18 protein-coding genes and 1 tRNA gene are annotated in these 17,235 nt (G+C 40.2%); 9 read left to right on the top strand and 10 right to left on the bottom strand.

All coding sequences use genetic code 11. The features are described 5' to 3' along the window. Positions 1–5 precede the first annotated feature (5 nt). Both G5B43_RS09785 and mqnB read right to left on the bottom strand, forming a co-directional pair. On the bottom strand, positions 6–992 hold the full coding sequence (locus G5B43_RS09785; protein WP_165294562.1) for a pyruvate dehydrogenase complex E1 component subunit beta: 987 nt from the start codon (positions 990–992) through the stop codon (positions 6–8). A 130-nt stretch (positions 993–1,122) separates the two neighbouring features. Next, a complete protein-coding gene (gene mqnB, locus G5B43_RS09780; protein WP_165294561.1) occupies positions 1,123–1,746 on the bottom strand; it encodes a futalosine hydrolase in 624 nt (207 codons plus the stop codon). A 65-nt stretch (positions 1,747–1,811) separates the two neighbouring features. On the opposite strand from mqnB, the gene G5B43_RS09775 reads away from it, so the two are divergent. From G5B43_RS09775 to G5B43_RS09740, 8 genes are all read left to right on the top strand, one after another. Beyond that, a complete protein-coding gene (locus tag G5B43_RS09775; protein ID WP_165294560.1) occupies positions 1,812–2,222 on the top strand; it encodes a 6-pyruvoyl trahydropterin synthase family protein in 411 nt (136 codons plus the stop codon). A 29-nt stretch (positions 2,223–2,251) separates the two neighbouring features. After that, positions 2,252–2,884, top strand: a complete 633-nt coding sequence (gene folE, locus G5B43_RS09770) for a GTP cyclohydrolase I FolE (protein WP_165294559.1) — start codon at positions 2,252–2,254, stop codon at positions 2,882–2,884. An 85-nt stretch (positions 2,885–2,969) separates the two neighbouring features. Further along, positions 2,970–3,653: an O-methyltransferase gene (locus G5B43_RS09765; protein WP_410528483.1), complete on the top strand. Its 684-nt coding sequence runs from the start codon at positions 2,970–2,972 to the stop codon at positions 3,651–3,653. Between the two features lie 22 nt (positions 3,654–3,675). Next, the gene (locus tag G5B43_RS09760; protein ID WP_165294558.1) at positions 3,676–4,422 is read left to right on the top strand and encodes a glucosaminidase domain-containing protein; all 747 of its coding nucleotides are present in this window, start codon (positions 3,676–3,678) and stop codon (positions 4,420–4,422) included. Between the two features lie 41 nt (positions 4,423–4,463). Then, entirely contained in the window at positions 4,464–5,309 is an 846-nt protein-coding gene (locus G5B43_RS09755) for a glucosaminidase domain-containing protein (protein ID WP_165294557.1), read from the top strand. A 101-nt stretch (positions 5,310–5,410) separates the two neighbouring features. Then, complete coding sequence (locus G5B43_RS09750; RefSeq protein ID WP_165294556.1) at positions 5,411–6,172, top strand: hypothetical protein; 762 nt, start codon at positions 5,411–5,413, stop codon at positions 6,170–6,172. Positions 6,173–6,178: 6 nt separating this feature from the next. Then, on the top strand, positions 6,179–7,174 hold the full coding sequence (locus G5B43_RS09745) for a DUF3078 domain-containing protein (protein WP_165294555.1): 996 nt from the start codon (positions 6,179–6,181) through the stop codon (positions 7,172–7,174). A 36-nt stretch (positions 7,175–7,210) separates the two neighbouring features. Then, positions 7,211–8,110: an N-acetylmuramoyl-L-alanine amidase gene (locus G5B43_RS09740; RefSeq protein WP_240904830.1), complete on the top strand. Its 900-nt coding sequence runs from the start codon at positions 7,211–7,213 to the stop codon at positions 8,108–8,110. On the opposite strand, the gene G5B43_RS09735 is transcribed toward G5B43_RS09740, so the two are convergent. The 6 genes from G5B43_RS09735 to G5B43_RS09710 form a co-directional block, all read right to left on the bottom strand. After that, on the bottom strand, positions 8,090–9,787 hold the full coding sequence (locus G5B43_RS09735) for a sodium:solute symporter (RefSeq protein ID WP_165294554.1): 1,698 nt from the start codon (positions 9,785–9,787) through the stop codon (positions 8,090–8,092). The genes G5B43_RS09740 and G5B43_RS09735 overlap by 21 nt on opposite strands. A gap of 105 nt (positions 9,788–9,892) precedes the next feature. Beyond that, the gene (locus tag G5B43_RS09730) at positions 9,893–10,090 is read right to left on the bottom strand and encodes a hypothetical protein (RefSeq protein ID WP_165294553.1); all 198 of its coding nucleotides are present in this window, start codon (positions 10,088–10,090) and stop codon (positions 9,893–9,895) included. 15 nt (positions 10,091–10,105) lie between these two features. After that, on the bottom strand, positions 10,106–12,448 hold the full coding sequence (locus tag G5B43_RS09725; protein WP_240904829.1) for a PIG-L family deacetylase: 2,343 nt from the start codon (positions 12,446–12,448) through the stop codon (positions 10,106–10,108). Between the two features lie 367 nt (positions 12,449–12,815). Beyond that, entirely contained in the window at positions 12,816–13,073 is a 258-nt protein-coding gene (locus G5B43_RS09720) for a DUF6952 family protein (protein ID WP_165294551.1), read from the bottom strand. Then, entirely contained in the window at positions 13,054–13,368 is a 315-nt protein-coding gene (locus G5B43_RS09715; RefSeq protein ID WP_165294550.1) for a thioredoxin family protein, read from the bottom strand. The genes G5B43_RS09720 and G5B43_RS09715 overlap by 20 nt, the downstream gene beginning before the upstream one ends. A 59-nt stretch (positions 13,369–13,427) precedes the next feature. Further along, positions 13,428–14,060, bottom strand: a complete 633-nt coding sequence (locus G5B43_RS09710) for a peroxiredoxin (protein ID WP_165294549.1) — start codon at positions 14,058–14,060, stop codon at positions 13,428–13,430. A gap of 178 nt (positions 14,061–14,238) precedes the next feature. Between G5B43_RS09710 and G5B43_RS09705 the strand changes: the two genes are divergently transcribed. After that, positions 14,239–14,310: transfer RNA gene (locus tag G5B43_RS09705), tRNA-Arg, on the top strand. 195 nt (positions 14,311–14,505) lie between these two features. Here G5B43_RS09705 and G5B43_RS09700 read toward each other — a convergent pair. Both G5B43_RS09700 and G5B43_RS09695 read right to left on the bottom strand, forming a co-directional pair. Next, positions 14,506–16,026 (bottom strand): sulfatase family protein, encoded by a 1,521-nt coding sequence (locus tag G5B43_RS09700; protein ID WP_165294548.1) that lies wholly within the window; start codon positions 16,024–16,026, stop codon positions 14,506–14,508. A 34-nt stretch (positions 16,027–16,060) separates the two neighbouring features. Then, complete coding sequence (locus G5B43_RS09695) at positions 16,061–17,227, bottom strand: hypothetical protein (protein WP_165294547.1); 1,167 nt, start codon at positions 17,225–17,227, stop codon at positions 16,061–16,063. Positions 17,228–17,235 lie beyond the last annotated feature (8 nt).

Below are 17,235 nucleotides of genomic sequence, written 5' to 3'. Positions count from 1 at the left end.
TAGAATTATTTGGTAATATAAGACACTTCTTTTACTGCTTTTACCACTTTAGCCACGTTTGGCAAACTTGCTTCTACTAATGTAGGGGCGTAACCAAGAGGCACGTCGGCAGATGTTACGCGGATAACCGGTGCGTCAAGGTAATCGAACGCATCCTTTTGAACCTTGAATGCTATTTCGCCAGAAATAGAAGCCAACGGCCATGCTTCTTCCACGACAACTAAACGATTTGTTTTTTTCACCGATTCGATGATGGCATCGTAATCTATAGGACGAACGGAACGTAAGTCGATCAATTCTACACTAACGCCTTCTTTTGTTAATTGCTCAACAGCAGGGATAACAACGCGTGGAACCATTTTACCAAAAGATACAACGGTTACGTCTGTACCCTCTTGTATGGTGTGTGCTTTACCGATTGGTAGATAATATTCTTCTTCCGGTACTTCACCTTTATCGCCATACATCACTTCAGACTCCATAAATATGACAGGATCCGGGTCAAGGATAGATGTTTTCAACAAGCCCTTCGCATCGTAAGGATTGGAAGGGATAACAACTTTCAAGCCGGGCGTATTTGCGTACCAATTCTCAAAATTTTGGGAGTGTTGCGCACCCAGCTGACCTGCATTACCTGTTGGCCCGCGGAAAACAATCGGACAAGAGAATTGTCCGCCACTCATCTGGTGCAATTTTGCAGCTGAATTGATAACTTGGTCGATAGCAACCAACGAGAAGTTGAACGTCATAAACTCGATAATGGGTTTTAGGCCATTCATTGCTGCGCCAACGCCGATACCAGCAAAACCAAGCTCTGCTATAGGTGTATCGATAATACGTTTCGCTCCGAACTCTTCGAGCATGCCTTGGCTTACTTTGTAAGCTCCGTTATATTCAGCGACTTCCTCGCCCATCAAGAATATCTTATCATCTTTACGCATTTCTTCGTTCATCGCTTCACGAAGCGCTTCTCTGAATTGTATTTCTCTCATCAGTTGTAAAATTGTGTCTTTTTTGAATATCGCAAAACTACTAAATAATTTGATATTTTGTAGTGGACTATAAGCAAAAAAAGCGTGAAAGTGCCGTAAATATAGAATTGTTTTGACAATAGGAAAAGGCTTAGCAGCTGCGATTTAAAGATTCCAGAAATTCTTCCAAAAAATCATTTAGATTCTTGATCGCTAATCCAATTTCCCAAGTATCTCGGTTTCTGGGCTCAATATAATTAGAAATAGCCCGGAATTGTAAACAATAAATTTTCTCCTGTTCGGCTACAAAAAAAACCGCAGCGCCTTCCATTGATTCAATCAAAGGCTTTTTATAGCGCTTTTGAAGCCGGATAATGCTGTCGACTGCACCGTGTACATTATTAACGGTAATACCTTTTGCTTTGTTGATTTGAGGGAGCAGCGTATTGGCCGGAGGGTTCTCTGCATATATCCGTTTGCCGAAACCAAGTTCTTCGATCGGTATAAATAAGCCATTATCATCAGCTCCCAATTCAAATATTTCGTCGGTACATATTTGATATACCTCTCCCAAACATGCTGATCGATCCAGTATCCCACCGATGCCAACGTGAATAAGTAAATCAATTTTATGTTTTTGTAAATACCTGGTCAAGGTATAGGTTGTGGCAACCATACCCACACCAGTCGTGAGATATGGTATACCGTGCTCTTTCAGGAAAGAAAGAGAAGGCTTTATTTCTTCGGTAGTGGCGGCTACAACTAAAATCTGCATATGAAGGAATCGCTTTAGCCAGTGAAGATACTAAGAATCTAGTTTTTATCCCCTATCTTTGTCTTATGATTTATATCACAAGGCGCGAACGGTTCAGCGCAGCACATAAGCTATATCGGGAGGATTGGTCTCAAGAGCAAAATGAGGCTGTATTTGGAAATTGTTCGAACCCTAACTGGCATGGCCACAATTATGAGCTTTTCGTAACGGTAAAAGGCGAGATAAATCCCGAGACAGGTTTCTTAATCGACCTCAAGAAGATGAAGAGTATCATTTTGGAGCATGTGATCAGTAAGTTAGATCACAAAAATGTGAATCTTGATGTGGACTTCATGAGCGGTAAGAAAGCTTCTACAGAGGTTATCGCTGTGGAAATATTTCGGGTGTTAAAACCGTATTTTGATCAGGAAAACGTTCAATTACATGCTGTTAAGCTGTACGAAACAGAGAATAATTTTGTCGAATATTTTGGTTAAAAAATAAGTGCCATTTTTAATTTAAACAAATGAGTAATCTAACATCCTTCGAAAGTGAAGAACAAGATGGTTATATCAAAATTGATCAGTATAATCAAAAACACGTAGAAGAAATTGCGGCCTGTTATCCCACCATTTTACGGGCTATTGGTGAAAATCCCCAAAGGGAGGGGCTGATTAAAACTCCTGAGCGTGTTGCGAAGGCTTTGCAGTTTTTAACGCATGGATACGATGTTAACGCTGCAGAAGTATTGCGAAGCGCCATGTTTGAAGAAGAGTATAGCCAAATGGTGGTGGTGAAAGATATTGAGGTTTATTCTATGTGCGAACACCATATGCTTCCTTTTTTTGGAAAAGCCCATATTGCTTATATTCCCAATGGGCATATTGTGGGATTAAGTAAAATCCCACGTGTGGTGGATGCATTTGCAAGACGTTTACAGGTACAGGAACGGCTAACTAACGAAATACGGGATTGCATACAACAAACGTTAAAACCCGCAGGTGTTGCCGTGGTGATGGAATGTAAGCACATGTGTATGGCCATGCGTGGTGTGCAGAAACAAAATTCAGTGACAACGACCTCTGCTTTTACCGGCGCGTTTCAAAATGATGTTACACGATCGGAATTTCTAAGACTGATTACGGCATCGTTGGATTAAGAGAATAACGCGTTAAAAAAGCCCTTCTTGATATCAAGAAGGGCATTTTTTTTTTTATAGACATCGAACAATAGTACCTTAATTTATGTTAAATTTTTTTGTAATAGGGGCGCTGGATATTAATTTTGCGGCTATGCTTGAAAATGAAGACGCATTAAACGCGTATTTGGAGAAGACATGTGATATAGAAAATGGGCTTCTAAAGCGGATAAATAGGGAGACCTATTTGCGTGAAACGATGCCTCACATGTTGTCTGGTCATTTTCAAGGAAGAGTTCTTGCGATGTTGGCGAAGCTAGTGAGACCAAAAAGAATATTGGAAATAGGTACATTCACTGGTTACGCTACATTATGTTTGGCTGAGGGGCTTGATAAAGAAGGGGTATTGCATACGATTGATATCAATGAAGAGTTAGAGGAGCGTGTACAAAGCTATTTTGATGCTTCTTCTTTTCGGGACCAAATAAAGTATCATGTCGGAGATGCGGCCGAAATCGTCTCAACAATAGAAGGTGATTTTGATTTGGTGTTTATTGATGCAGACAAAAAGAGAAATTTGTATTATTTTGAAACACTCATTGACCGTGTTTCCTCTGGAGGATTGCTCTTGATAGATAATGTACTTTGGAAAGGAAAGGTTTTGACGGATAATCCGGATAACCAAACAAAGAAAGTAATTGAACTAAATGAAACCCTGGCAAGGGACAGCCGTATAGAAAAGCTGATCTTGCCCATTAGAGATGGACTTTTTGTATTACGCAAAAAGTAATGGTTGAACAAAAATAAATGATATGCAAAAAACAAGTATTGGTAGGTATATAATAATACTACTAATGTTTGTGTTTACGGTCACGTCGACCATTGCACAAAAGTTTTCACCAAGTAGCTATATTGCGCAGCACAAGGATTTAGCTCAACAATTAATGAATGAAACAGGAGTGCCAGCTTCTGTTATCCTAGCGATAGCGTTTCACGAGAGTGCATATGGCAACAGTAAAGTAGCAAAGCACTTAAACAATCACTTCGGAATTAAGGGTAAAAATAACAGCAAAACCATCCGCTCCGCCTATAAGGGATATGGGTCTGTGGAGGAATCCTATCGTGATTTTGTAGGACTGATGCAACGGCGGAAAGCAAACAGGGTACTGTTCGAGAAGTATGATTCAGATGATTACGAGGGTTGGATCAAAGGTATTTTTAAAGCGGGTTATACAAGGTTAAGCAGTTGGACGCCTAAAGTTTTGGCTACGATAAGGCGCTACAAACTGGATGAATATGATAGGATACAAACAGAGCCGGTATCAAAAGGAATGTTAGCAAAAAGTGGAACAGCAAAAATTCAACAGGATATCTTGCTGCGTTCTATGGAAGCTAATGATGCGTCTGCAGATTTTATGGCAGGTGAGACGCATGTCGTAACAAAAGGAGATACGCTTTCGGAGTTAGCGACACGCTATAATACATCCGTCGACGCCTTAAAGAGACGGAACAACTTACATTCTTCGAAATTATCTATCGGCCAACGTTTGCTGTTATAATCAAAAATTAGGAACTTCGTGGAAAATAGGTAGTGATTCCGATGAAAAATAAAGGTCTATTTTCGATGTTTGTTGCTGCCTTATTGGTATTAGGGTCCTGTGCTTCACGCAGAACAACATTACAACATCCGGATTACGGAAAAAATAAGACAGGTCAAGTTCGGACCCCAACCCGGGGGGGTACCTCGACATCCGGGCTATCCTATATAGAGCAATATAAGGATATAGCCATTGCTGAAATGAATGAATACGGTATTCCTGCCAGTATAAAGTTAGCACAGGCGCTGTTGGAATCGGGTAATGGGAACAGCTATCTAGCGCGAGAAGCCAATAACCATTTTGGAATAAAATGTGGTGGTGTGTGGCAAGGAAAGTCGGTTACACGTCCAGACGATCATGTGCGGGATTGTTTTCGCGTATACAATAACCCCCAGCAATCATTTCGTGACCATAGCCAGTTTCTGTTGAGAAAACGTTATCAAAAACTATTTACATTAGATAAAAACGATTACAAGGGTTGGGCAAAAGGTTTGAAAGAAGCGGGATACGCTACGAACCCGCGCTACCCTGAACTGCTCATTGATCTTATCGAGCGGTATCAGCTTTACCGATACGATCGACCGGAAATATCTTACGTCAATAAGGAGAATCGAGAAGAAAAAGTAGAAGATATTATTCATGAAAGGGAAGTAAAAGAACCAGAGACAGCCAGGAATACCGAAGTAATCAAAAATGCGGTAGCTATGGTCATTTACGAAGTGAAAGTGAATGATACACTCTATAGTATTAGCCAGCGTCATGGCGTAAGTACAGATCAAATCAAACAATTAAATGGTTTGGCTTCTGATGATCTGTCTGTCGGTCAATTATTGGTTATCTCGAAATAAATGCCCCAGAGCGGTCAACCAATTGATGATTTTTTTTGGATGCCGTCACTAAAAAATGTTAAATTTTCGTATTATAAACTTCTTTCCCTTAGTTTTATAAAGTGAAGATCCGAACGTATATCGTCTTATTTTATTTGTTTCTAAATGTGCCTGTTGTCGTGGTTGCACAGACTAAATCCGTGCAGGGAATCGTGTTGGATAAAGCTACCAATCAACGTGTGGGTAAGGCTTTTATTAAAAACGATGATACAAAACAAAATACGTTCAATAATGCCCGGGGAGAATTTGAGATTGGGGTATCTTTGGGGGATTTGATAATTACGTCTAAAGAAGGTTATCTGACGGATACCATCAAATATGTCGGACAACAAGTATTAATGGTATATTTAGATCGTACTTCCATTTACATTCCGGAGGTAAGAGTGGTAGCGCGGCGCTCACCGGAAGAAGTGCTAAAGCAAAGAAAAGAGGAATTTAACAAAGCATACAAACTTGCCGACCCAGGATCCATATTCAGTGTTGGACAGACGGGCGCCGGTCTCAGTATTGGATCTATATATAATATGCTAAGCCGGGAGGGAAAAAATGCACGCCGCTTGACGCGTTTTATTCAACGAGAATATGAAGAAGACGTGATTGATTCGAAATTTACACGTGATCTCGTCAGTAATACTACAGGTTTAACGGGTGAACGCCTTACCATTTTTATGAGTAACTATAGGCCTACCTATTATTTTGTTTCTATTGCCTCGCCTTATGAATTGACAACTTATATTAGAAGCAAGTATGAAATATTTAAATTAAATCCTAACTTGCGCTTTTTACCAGAGTTACCAGAAATTGATTTAGAAGTAGATAAATAAAACGCCATGTTTAAGAGCATAAACTTTCTGTTTGTTATTTTATTACTCGTTGTGAGCCAAAAGAGTATAGCACAAATCGATCTTAAGAAGTTAAGGGCAAAACCTGATACTAATATTGTGGAAAAACCACAGGCACCAGTATCTAATCTACAAGAAGTAGCAGTTCCCATCCCGCAGTTGGATCTAGAGGTCAATTATTGGAAGCACTGGACGAAATTTGGGATAAATATGAATCAAGCGTCGTTTAGTGAGAATTGGAGTGCAGGGGGAGTAAATTCAATAGCGGTAGGTTTGCTTGGGTGGCATAAATCAGAATACAATAAGAATAACTTTCAGTATGTTACAGAATTGGATTTAAGATATGGAAAGATTCGGAACAAAGAGCAGTTGGCAAAAAAAAACAACGACCGGATTTTCTGGGATCATAAAATAGCGCATAAACTCTCTAAAAGTTGGGCGCTTTATTTCGCAGTAACGTTTGAATCTCAGTTCGATGCCGGTTATAAATATGGAAGAGATAGCGAAACGAATGAGGAAATTATTACCGATACGATGTCTAGATTTATGGCTCCAGGTTATTTTACGGAATCTTTCGGTTTGGAATACAAACCGGACAACACGTTTTCATTGCGTCTAGGTACAGGTACGGCTCGGCAAACGCTTGTAGTGGACGATCGTATTTCACAAAAAGAAAATGAAAAAGACAGGTTTGGTGTTGAGCAAGGAGCGCGTTTTAGAAATGACCTCGCTTTCCAGATAACAGCCAATCTTGATAGAAATTTATCTAAAAACCTAAATATAAAGTCTAGATATAATTTGTTTGCTGACTATAAAGAGTTAAGTGACCCAGACCATCGTTTGGATGTCATACTAACCGCTAAAGTTACCAATTTGGTGAACGTATCGTTGACGGGCATTATGGTTTACAATTCCGCAGAGGCGGATAAAGTACAATATAGCCAAGCTTTGGCCTTAGGTTTGACTTATGCATTACCAAGATAGTATTATTGTTTATCGAGGGAGAAAGTATTGTTGCGTTTGAGAAAGTTTTGTTATTTCATTTTTGTTGTATTCCTGTTGGCGTCTTGTAGTACACCAAAACAGCGTGTATTACGTAATGGAAATGCACCCCTGCTCCGCGCAGACACCCTTAAAATCAATCCAGACTCGATAAAATTACCTTCAATAACCGAATCGTTAGCTGAAAAGCAGGTTATGGCATTACCGGTAGCAATCACTACCGAGGATAAAATCAACATGTTGATGCGTGAAGGTATCAATAAGAATGCCGATTGGTCAGAAGCAGCGCATTACGACGTTAGAAAACCGAATTTTGTTATTATCCACCATACCGCACAACATAGCTTAGCACAAACCATACGGACTTTTCAATTGGAACACACCAAAGTATCTGCACATTATGTGATCGGTAAAGATGGTCGTATCGTGCAAATGTTGAACGACTATCTACGTTCTTGGCATGCGGGAAAATCAAAATGGGGAAATATTACAGATATGAACTCGGTATCGTTAGGGATTGAGTTGGACAATAACGGAAGAGAGCCCTTTCCGGAAGCCCAGATAAATGCACTTGTGACGCTATTGGATACGTTAAAAACGAAATACCAGATACCATTTACTAATTTTTTAGGTCATGCTGACGTAGCTCCGACGCGTAAGAATGACCCCAGCGCATTGTTTCCTTGGAAGCGATTGGCAGATCGTGGCTTTGGAGTATGGTATGACGAAAGTAACCTCATTTCTCCTCCGGATAACTTTAACTATATCGATGCGCTTCGTATTATTGGCTATGATATTGGTAATCTAAATAAGACGATTACGGCATTTAAACGAAAATTTATTGTTACGGATATTAGTGAGACATTAACGGAGTACGATAAACGCGTTTTGTATAACCTATATCGACGGTACTTTTGATTTCAACATTATTTGTAAAATCAACCCAAAGGTGATTACACATACACAGCCAATCAGGTTGAGCCATAGATAAGCCATGATATCGGCTTTCCAGATACTGAAAACGACTACTTCGGAAAGTACCGCAGCCCAAAATACCGCCTTTCCACCAATACGTTTCACATAAAAAGCAACAAGAAAAATTCCGAGAATGGTACCGTAGAAAAGCGACCCCAAAATATTGACAGCTTCTAAGAGGTTACCGAGCTGGCTGGCGTAAAGTGCTACAGCAAGTGTAATAATGCCCCACACCAATGTAAACAACCTCGATGCATTGAGGTATCCCCTATCGGATCCCTTTTTGTTGATAAAACGTTTATAGATATCCACAACGGTCGTTGATGACAACGAATTTATAGCACTGGCTGTTGCACCCATAGATGCAAGGAAAATGATGGCAATCAATAATCCGATAAGTCCTTTTGGAAATGTATTCGTTACAAATGAAAGGAAAATATAATTGTTATCGTTAAGTTCTGCATCAGGATTATTTTTTTGCAATAATGCTTCTACCTCTTTTCGCAATACCTGATCCTGTTGATTTTTCTCGTGTAAAGCTTGCCGGGAAGCATTGATTGTTTCAGAATCATCAACTTTAATGGCCGTGACCAATTTTTCTACCCATTCTTTTTTTTCTTCGCCTATAACCTCATGACGCTGCATTATAGCAGCGTATTCATCACTGTACTGACTATTTTCTATTTTGGCAACTTCCACATTATTAAAAAACAAAGGAGGTGTATGGAACTGGTAATATGCAAATACCAAGATACCAATCAATAAAATACAAAATTGCATCGGTACTTTTAGGAGGCCATTCATAAGAAGTCCTAATCTTGAGTCCCGTATAGACGATCCCGTTAGATATCGCCCTACTTGACTTTGGTCTGTACCAAAATAAGATAGCTGCAGGAAGAATCCGCCAATAAGCCCTGTCCATACCGTATATTGATTGTTTAGGTCGAAGCTCCAGTCTATCGCGTTGGTTTTACCAGATTTACCGGCAATGTGTAGCGCTTCGTTAAAACCAATATCTGCAGGCAGATAATGGATAACCATGACACCGGCAGCCAAGAGAGCGGTAAAAATGATACCCATTTGAAGCAATTGGGAATAAGAAACTGCTTTTGTTCCACCCCAAACAGTGTAGAAAATGACCATCGTTCCAATTATGAGCGTGGTATAGGTTACGTCGAGATGCAGGATACTCGAAAGGATAATTGATGGAGCGAAGATGGTGATCCCCGTAGAAACTCCCCTTTGAATTAGAAAAAGTAGTGCCGTGAGTACTCGTGTATTCACATCAAATCTTTTTTCTAAAAACTCATAGGCGGTATAAACCCTCAACCGGTGGAAGATGGGTACGAAAGTAATACAGAGCACAATCATGGCCAACGGCAAGCCAAAATAGAACTGCGCAAAACTCATTCCGGACGAATAAGCAAGTCCGGGCGCGGACAAAAACGTAATGGCACTGGCCTGTGTTGCCATCACAGAAAACCCTACGTTATACCAAGGTAGTTCACGGTCGCCTACAATGTAGCCATCAATGTTTTTGATTCCCCTGCTCTTGTAAATGCCATAAACAACGATGAGCAGGAGCGTAAAAAAGAGTACTATCCAATCAATAGTACTCATGAATAATATTTAGTGAACCAATACATGAGTAAAACGCATACTGCGAGCCATATACAAACGTGTATATAGAACTGTCGCCAGCTTTTTACAAACGGTGGAAGCCCCTTATCTGTCACTTGGTTTATGTGGGAGGATTACGCTGATGAAAAATATAGCGAAAATTAATCCAATAACTAATCCGGAGATAAAACCTAAAAACGTTCCACACGCAATGATGGAGATTAAGCCACCGAATACGGTGCCGAGCAATAGGATGATACCTTTTACATTTAGGTTTTCGTTGTTTTCTACTTGATTTTCCATTATACTATATTGTTTCTATTTTTCTTTTGCTAACAAATTTACAAATAATCTATTAGCTCCGGGAACTCCAGCGGGTAATTGTCTGAAAAAAGATAGGGAAGTATAAACGAATTTACCTTTTCCCATTTTATATATGAGTAAGGAGCCGTGGCGTTGTGGCTCGTTTTTATCTCCCATGGCAAGCGGCGTGCGATAGCTTGGGTCGATGTCTTCTGCAAAGTAAAGGCCCCGCTCCTGCACCCAGCCATCGAAGTCTTCCGAAGTAATCTTGTTCGGATAATTTAACACCAGGTCTTCTGGATCAGTGAAGCTGACTGTGGCGTCCTCTTCTGTTACTCTGGCACGGGTAATCGTAAATGGTGCCGGCTTTGGCGAAAAGTGTTCTTCCTGTAGTCTGGAATTTACGTTGTATTGCATTAAAACAACACCACCCTCCCGGATGTATGCATAGATCAATGGCAGTTTTTGCGTTATGCGTGTGTGAATATTTAGGGCGCGTATACCAAATACGATGGCATCGTACTGCTGCAGTACACTGGAACTGATTTTAGTTATATCCAGAATATCGACGGCTGTGCCGATGTTGCGCAATGCCTCCGGAACAAGATCACCCGCCCCCATGATGTAGCCAACTCTTTTTACAGGATTAATCAGTGTGATAGGGCGTAGTTTTACCTCGGCATCGGGAAACCACGTTTGTCGCGGAATGTGATCGTATGTAATTTCGCGAATTTCTTTTAACTTTTTCCCCTCAACCGTGAAGTTCAACGTTGCTTCCTTTCGTCCGGCATCGACATTCGTTATCTCGATAGTTTTCGAGAGGATGTTCTGCCCATTTGGAAAGGATAAAGCCAATTTTTCTGGAAATATCTTCCATCCCGTAGAAGACAGGTGTATATCGACCTGTGTTTCTGCCTCAGTACCATGCTTTTGGAACGTAACCTGCAACGGTTTCCGCTCGCCTTGTTGAACAAGCAGATTATTGACGTCGACTGAGGCTGTAACCGTTGGAGCGATTTCTATATATTCGTGTACTTCTCCTCTTACAGGGTCGACATAGCGATAATGTATGGGCGTTTCTATATGAAGGGGAATACCTGCGAGATTAAAATGAATATGTGCAGCAGGTAAATCCGGGCTCATCGGATAACCAAAGTTCTCTCGATCAACGTCAAACTTACCTTGTGTATGTGGTTTGCGCAACCAATACGGTTGGGTGATGTTTGTCGGTGGGAGAACCTGTTCAAAGGTTGTCACCTCGTTTATCGGAAGCGTCTGGCCGATTTTTTTTTCGTTAATGCGTAGAAGTTCCACGTGGACATCGGGATTGCGGACCACTATTTCCGTTTGAAAGGTTATTGGTTGTCCTTCGACTAAGCGCAATCTAGGTGTAAGACTTTCGACTTTTATCCCCGCGCAGGCAAGCATAATGTTTTCTACCTCTTTGCTCTTTCTTTCTTTCCAGTAATCATCTTCTAGCTTTTGAATATCTTGCCATATTGCTGCGAGTTGGGGAATAGAGGACTGTGGTTCGTTTGCATTGAAAGAGGATAAAAGTTGCTGGATGCCCAATTGAATAGACTCGCTGTGAGGAATACGACCCCAAGATAGGTCAATGCCATCGAATAGATCTTCCGTCGCCTTCATGCCAGCGACGTTTTCAAAAGTTTCAAGTGATATGCCATTGCTACTTGCCGAGCCGAAGCCTTGGCTTTTGTGTTGTGATCGGCTGATGGCGGACAGTTCCCCATAAGATTTACCTAGTAATGGGTTGTACTGACCTATATCAATGCGAAGCCGATTGGAGTCATCTCCTTGGAGACGCATAAAACTGGCGGTATTCCAGAGCAGGCGCTTAGCCTGCCAAGGCTTTACCTCATTTAATTGATCAGGAAACATTTTGGGGTCGGCGGCTGCTATAAAAGCTTCGTGCGCAAGGATAGCGGAAGCTTGATGATGGCCGTGCCCGCCACGTTCATCTGGAGGAAAGCGGGTAATAATAACATCAGGTTGAAGTTTTCGGAGAAGCCAGACGGCTTCCCGTAAAACCTCTTGTTTTTGCCAAAAATTAAAGGTCTCGTCGTAAGTTTTTGAGAATCCAAAATCGAATGCGGACGAAAAATATTGCTCTCCCCCATCAACTTGTCGTGCTCGTAAGAGTTCCTGGGTACGTATTAGCCCTAATTCAATTCCTTGTTCGGTACCAATTAAATTCTGACCACCATCCCCGCGTGTCAGCGAAAGGTAAGCCGTACGAACCTTACGTTCGGAAGCCAGATAGGATATGAGTTTTGTGTTCTCGTCATCGGGATGCGCAGCAAAATATAAAACAGATCCCAAGACGTTCAGTCGTTCCATTTGTAGCCGGATGTCCGATGAACTGCTGGAAAAGACGGATTGCGCTAAAGAAAAATGAACAGCAAAAAAAGATATAAGAAAAATGCAGGTGACGTGTCGTTTCATAATGCCTAAAAATAGGAAATATTTAAAAATAAAAGGAATCAGATGCTTTTCTGATTCCTTTTACCAACAATTAAAAATCTTTTTTGTCTAAAACTTCCAATTCGACCCAGCGAATTTTGAAAAAACCAAACGGGAACAGTCGATAGTTTTAAAATAGTAACCTTATAGTGATAGTAAAAATAGGATTAATAAGTAGGAATCGTTCGCTTGTCGACAAAAAACTTTTCCACACCGACAAAGTTATAAACACATGGTGTATTATCTATTTATCGATGGCGCCGAGAACCCGTTGCATAAAGCCATTCAACGCTTCTTTTTTAGGAGTTCCTTCTTTAATCAACTTGTGCACCTCAATAGCCCCATACATATTGGAAATCAGCTCTCCTATCACGTCGAGTTCTTCATCTTTAAGCGAAGGAATCTCCGTTAGGGATTCTAATGTTTCAATGGTTTCTAATACAAAATCCGCGTCGTTCTGTTCTATAAACTCGATCAGGTGCTTAATTACTGGTAACTTCATTTAATAGTTCGATTAAACCGTCAATTTTATTTGTTTGTACTTGATTTACTAGTTTTCCGTCTTTATATGCAGCGAATGTCGGTAAATTGTTCACATTAGCAAGCTTTCTCGATTCTGGAAACTTTTCTGCATCAACGATGACAAACGCAACATTATCGTTTTCTGAAGCTAATTTTTTGAATTTTGGTTTCATGATACGGCAATTTCCACACCAAGATGCCGAAAATTGTACCATGACGGTATTATTGTTGTCTACAATTTCTTGTAGAGCATCTTTTTCTAACTCTTGTAACATAATAATCTTTTTGAAAAGAAAGGAGAGAGAACCTCTCCTTTCGGGCTTAAATATTTCAACTAGTTTGCAGATAGGTAAGTAGCAACGCCTTCACGAGTAGCGTTCATTGCATCTTTACCTTCTTCCCAGTTCGCAGGGCAAACCTCTCCATGTTTTTGGACATGGGTATACGCATCAATTAAACGGATGTACTCTCTTACATTACGGCCTAGTGGCATATCATTTACAGATTCGTGGAATACTTTGCCTGTCTCGTCGATAAGGTAAGTCGCACGGTAAGAAACGGCAGATCCTTCTACCAAAGTACCATATTCAGGATGCTCTACTTCTTTCATTTCCAAAATACCCAATACGCTTGATAGGTTGCGGTTAGTGTCCGCAATAAGTGGATATTCTACACCTTCGATGCCACCGTTGTCTTTTGCTGTATTTAACCAGGCAAAGTGAACCTCGGCCGAATCGCAAGAAGCACCGATCAAGATCGTGTTTCTCTTTGCAAACTCTTCAGCAGCCTCTTGGAAAGCATGTAGTTCTGTTGGACATACAAAAGTGAAATCTTTTGGATACCAGAAAAGTAAAACTTTTTTGTTTTCTGCTTTTGCTTTTTCGAATACGTTGATCGTGAAATTGTCACCTAAATGATCAATTGCATCAACTGAAATGTTTGGAAAATTTTTACCTGTAAAACTCATAATACTTATATTTATTTTGTTCTTTCTTTTTGCATTACAAAAGTAGGTTTTTTATTGACAAAAAAACATCAAAAATCTTTATACGATATTGTCAAAATCTATAAGCTTTATTGGTTTCCTATAATTAATGGTTATAGAATTAGTTAAGAAAAAAAACTATTTTTGTACCATTAGCATTGGCCCCGTAGTTCAACGGATAGAATAGATGTTTCCTAAACATTTGATAGCAGTTCGATTCTGCTCGGGGCTACTGAAGTAGCGAAATAGGCATTAAATTTTTTCGTTTAGTGCCTATTTTTTTTATGTGTTATTATTTCAGAGCTAAATTTCTATATCATCAATCCAGAGTTTGTCTTCCACACAGTCTTAAACGCGGTTTGTGCGTATCAGAATACTTTCGCGTTGACAAATAATACTAATTATTGATATAATTATACAGTGGTGTTTACATGCCTTTTATTCTATTTAGCTCCTCTGCCAGCGCTTTAACTTTTTCGGGGTATTTTGTGGAAAGATCATTCATCTCTTCCGGGTCTTCTTTGAGATTGTAAAGTTGCGGAGCGTTACTTAGACCTGTTTCGATGGTTTTATTTGCTAGCCAGTCAGGTACTTCTTTTGACAGAGGCTCTATATATTTCCATGCTCCAGACCTTATAGACATCGTAAAAGATTCCTGAAGCATGCTTTTTCTTCCATCACTAGAATTCCCAAGTAATACTGCAGACATGTTCTTACTGTCCGGAGCGTTTTTATCACCCACTTGCTGTCCCGTTAATGCCGCTAAGGACGCAAATAGGTCTACTTGGTTAAATAGCGCATCACTTCGTCCCGGTTTGATTACATCCGGCCAGTAAGTAATTGTAGGCATACGCGTACCTCCTTCATAGGCGCTATACTTGCCCCCTCTATATATACCTGAAGGTTGATGCTCTCCTATTAATTCCACAGCATTATCGGCGTAACCATCATCAAGTACAGGGCCATTATCACTACTAAATATGACCAATGTATTTTTATCGACTCCTAATTCACGGAGATTTTTCATTATTTCGCCTACCATCCAGTCCATTTGTACAATATCATCACCTCTAGGTCCCATTTCCGTGGCACCTACAAATTTTGCATTTGGGGATCTTGGAACGTGGATGCTTGGTAGCGAGTAATACATAAAAAATGGCTTATCTTTATGTTTTGTAATAAACTCCTTAGCCTTTTGGGATAAAACGGTGGCGAATTCCTCATCTTTCCAATGGGCGCTGCTACCCCCGCTCATAAAACCTATTCTACTAATACCGTTAATTATTGTGCCGCTGTGTTGTGTATCAGCTTTCATCTTTAACAGTTCAGGGTGTTCCAAACCCGTTGGGAGTGTACCAATTTTGCGGTCGTAACTAACTTCTATAGGATTTTCTTTTTCTGAGTTTACGACACGCTGGTTTTCTACAAATACGGTAGGCACCCTGTCTGCCGTGGCTGGAATAAGAAAGCTATAATCAAAGCCAATTTCTTTTGGTCCCGGTTTGATTTCTATATTCCAATTAGGCTCTCCATTACCCAAACCTAAATGCCATTTGCCAATTACGCCTGTTGCATAGCCAGCTTTTTTTAACATATCAGCAATAGTTACCGTTTCTGGATCAATAATTAAAGATGCGTCTCCGGGTAATATAGCCGCGTTGTTTCTAAAGGCGTAGGTGCCTGTTAACAATGAATATCTGGAAGGTGTACAGGTTGATGCCGAAGAATGCGCATCCGTAAAAAGTAACCCGTTATTTGCCAGCTTATCGATGTGTGGTGTTTTCACAGCTTTTGCGCCGTAACAGCTTAGATCTCCGTAGCCTAAATCATCCACATAAATAATCAGGATATTCGGTTTTTGACGGGGCTGTGTTTGTTTCGGCATACATGTGACTAATGAAACGAAGGTAATAGCGACACTCAGGAGCGTTAATTTTTTCAATTTCATCAATTTAATGCTGGTTGTCATTATCTTATCTGCTCTATTGTTTTTCTAAAAGTTTTGTAAAATCCGGATGCGATAATGGATTGGTGTAATACTCACCAAAAGGATCGGGGTTATATGATTTTTGTAGAAATAATGGATTTAAAAACCAAGAATCCGAAGAAACTTTAACCTCTTTTGTATATCCCTGTTGAAATAACGGATAGGTCGCCAATACGACGTTGTACGCCTTAAAATAGCGATAATAAGTATGAAGGTAATTTGGAATATACCAATCCTGAGAAAGGAACATCTCTTCCCACTGCTGATAAGGTATTTTGCCTGTATTGACCAGCGTTAGCCATTCATGAATTTTGATATGAGCTGGAAGTTGGTATTTCTGAACAAAAGCTAGGCCTTTCGCATTGCCGGCGATGCTATCACCAAAGTGTTTATTATACAATCTAAACAACGAAAATTCCGGAACGATAATAGGCTTGTTCGGCATTAAAGTTCTCACGAAATCTAAGGCCTGCGGTATCTGTAATGTATCTGCAATATGCAAGTGTACAGCTAAACCCTTTACCTCTGCCTGGCTTTGTGCAAATTTAATTAGCTCGTATACACCGGGTGTCTGTTGTTGTTTTTTCTCAAAAAGCGCAGGCAAGGACCCCGCATAAATCTCTGGTAGCGTCCATGTGGGATGATTTTTATAGTATGCTATAATATGATTCATTAGACGCTCCGTAAATACAACTAGCGGCACTTTTCCTTTATCATTATATTGTAGGTCGCTGTCAATTGTCTCCAGGTTAGGTTCGTTTGCAAGTTTAAAGATGTCGACGTAAGCCCCCACCCTATCCATTATCTTATCTACCGTTTTAAAGTAGGCTGCTTCGTTCGCAGATCCTGGTTCCGGTAAAGTTAGATTTCGTCGCTTAAAGTCCCATCTAAAACCAAAGGCAATACGATAGCCCATCTTACCTGCTTCCGCTATTTTTTGTAAGGCCGTGTCGGTTTCAGCGATTAACAATCCATCGACATAGTCGAGAATACGGGGTGTAGCACGAATCCATTCCACATTAATTTTTTTTACATATTTAAAATCGATATTTTCCGGATTATGATTAAAATTCAGCCCGAATTGTTGAGAAAACACAGGGTTAAAACTAGAGCCACAAATCAATAAGACGGCGAAAATATATTTTAACGAACTCATCATCATATCTTGAA

The organism is Sphingobacterium sp. SGR-19, from assembly GCF_011043555.1.
Classification (GTDB): domain Bacteria; phylum Bacteroidota; class Bacteroidia; order Sphingobacteriales; family Sphingobacteriaceae; genus Sphingobacterium.
This window is presented reverse-complemented; position numbering and strand designations above follow the sequence as displayed.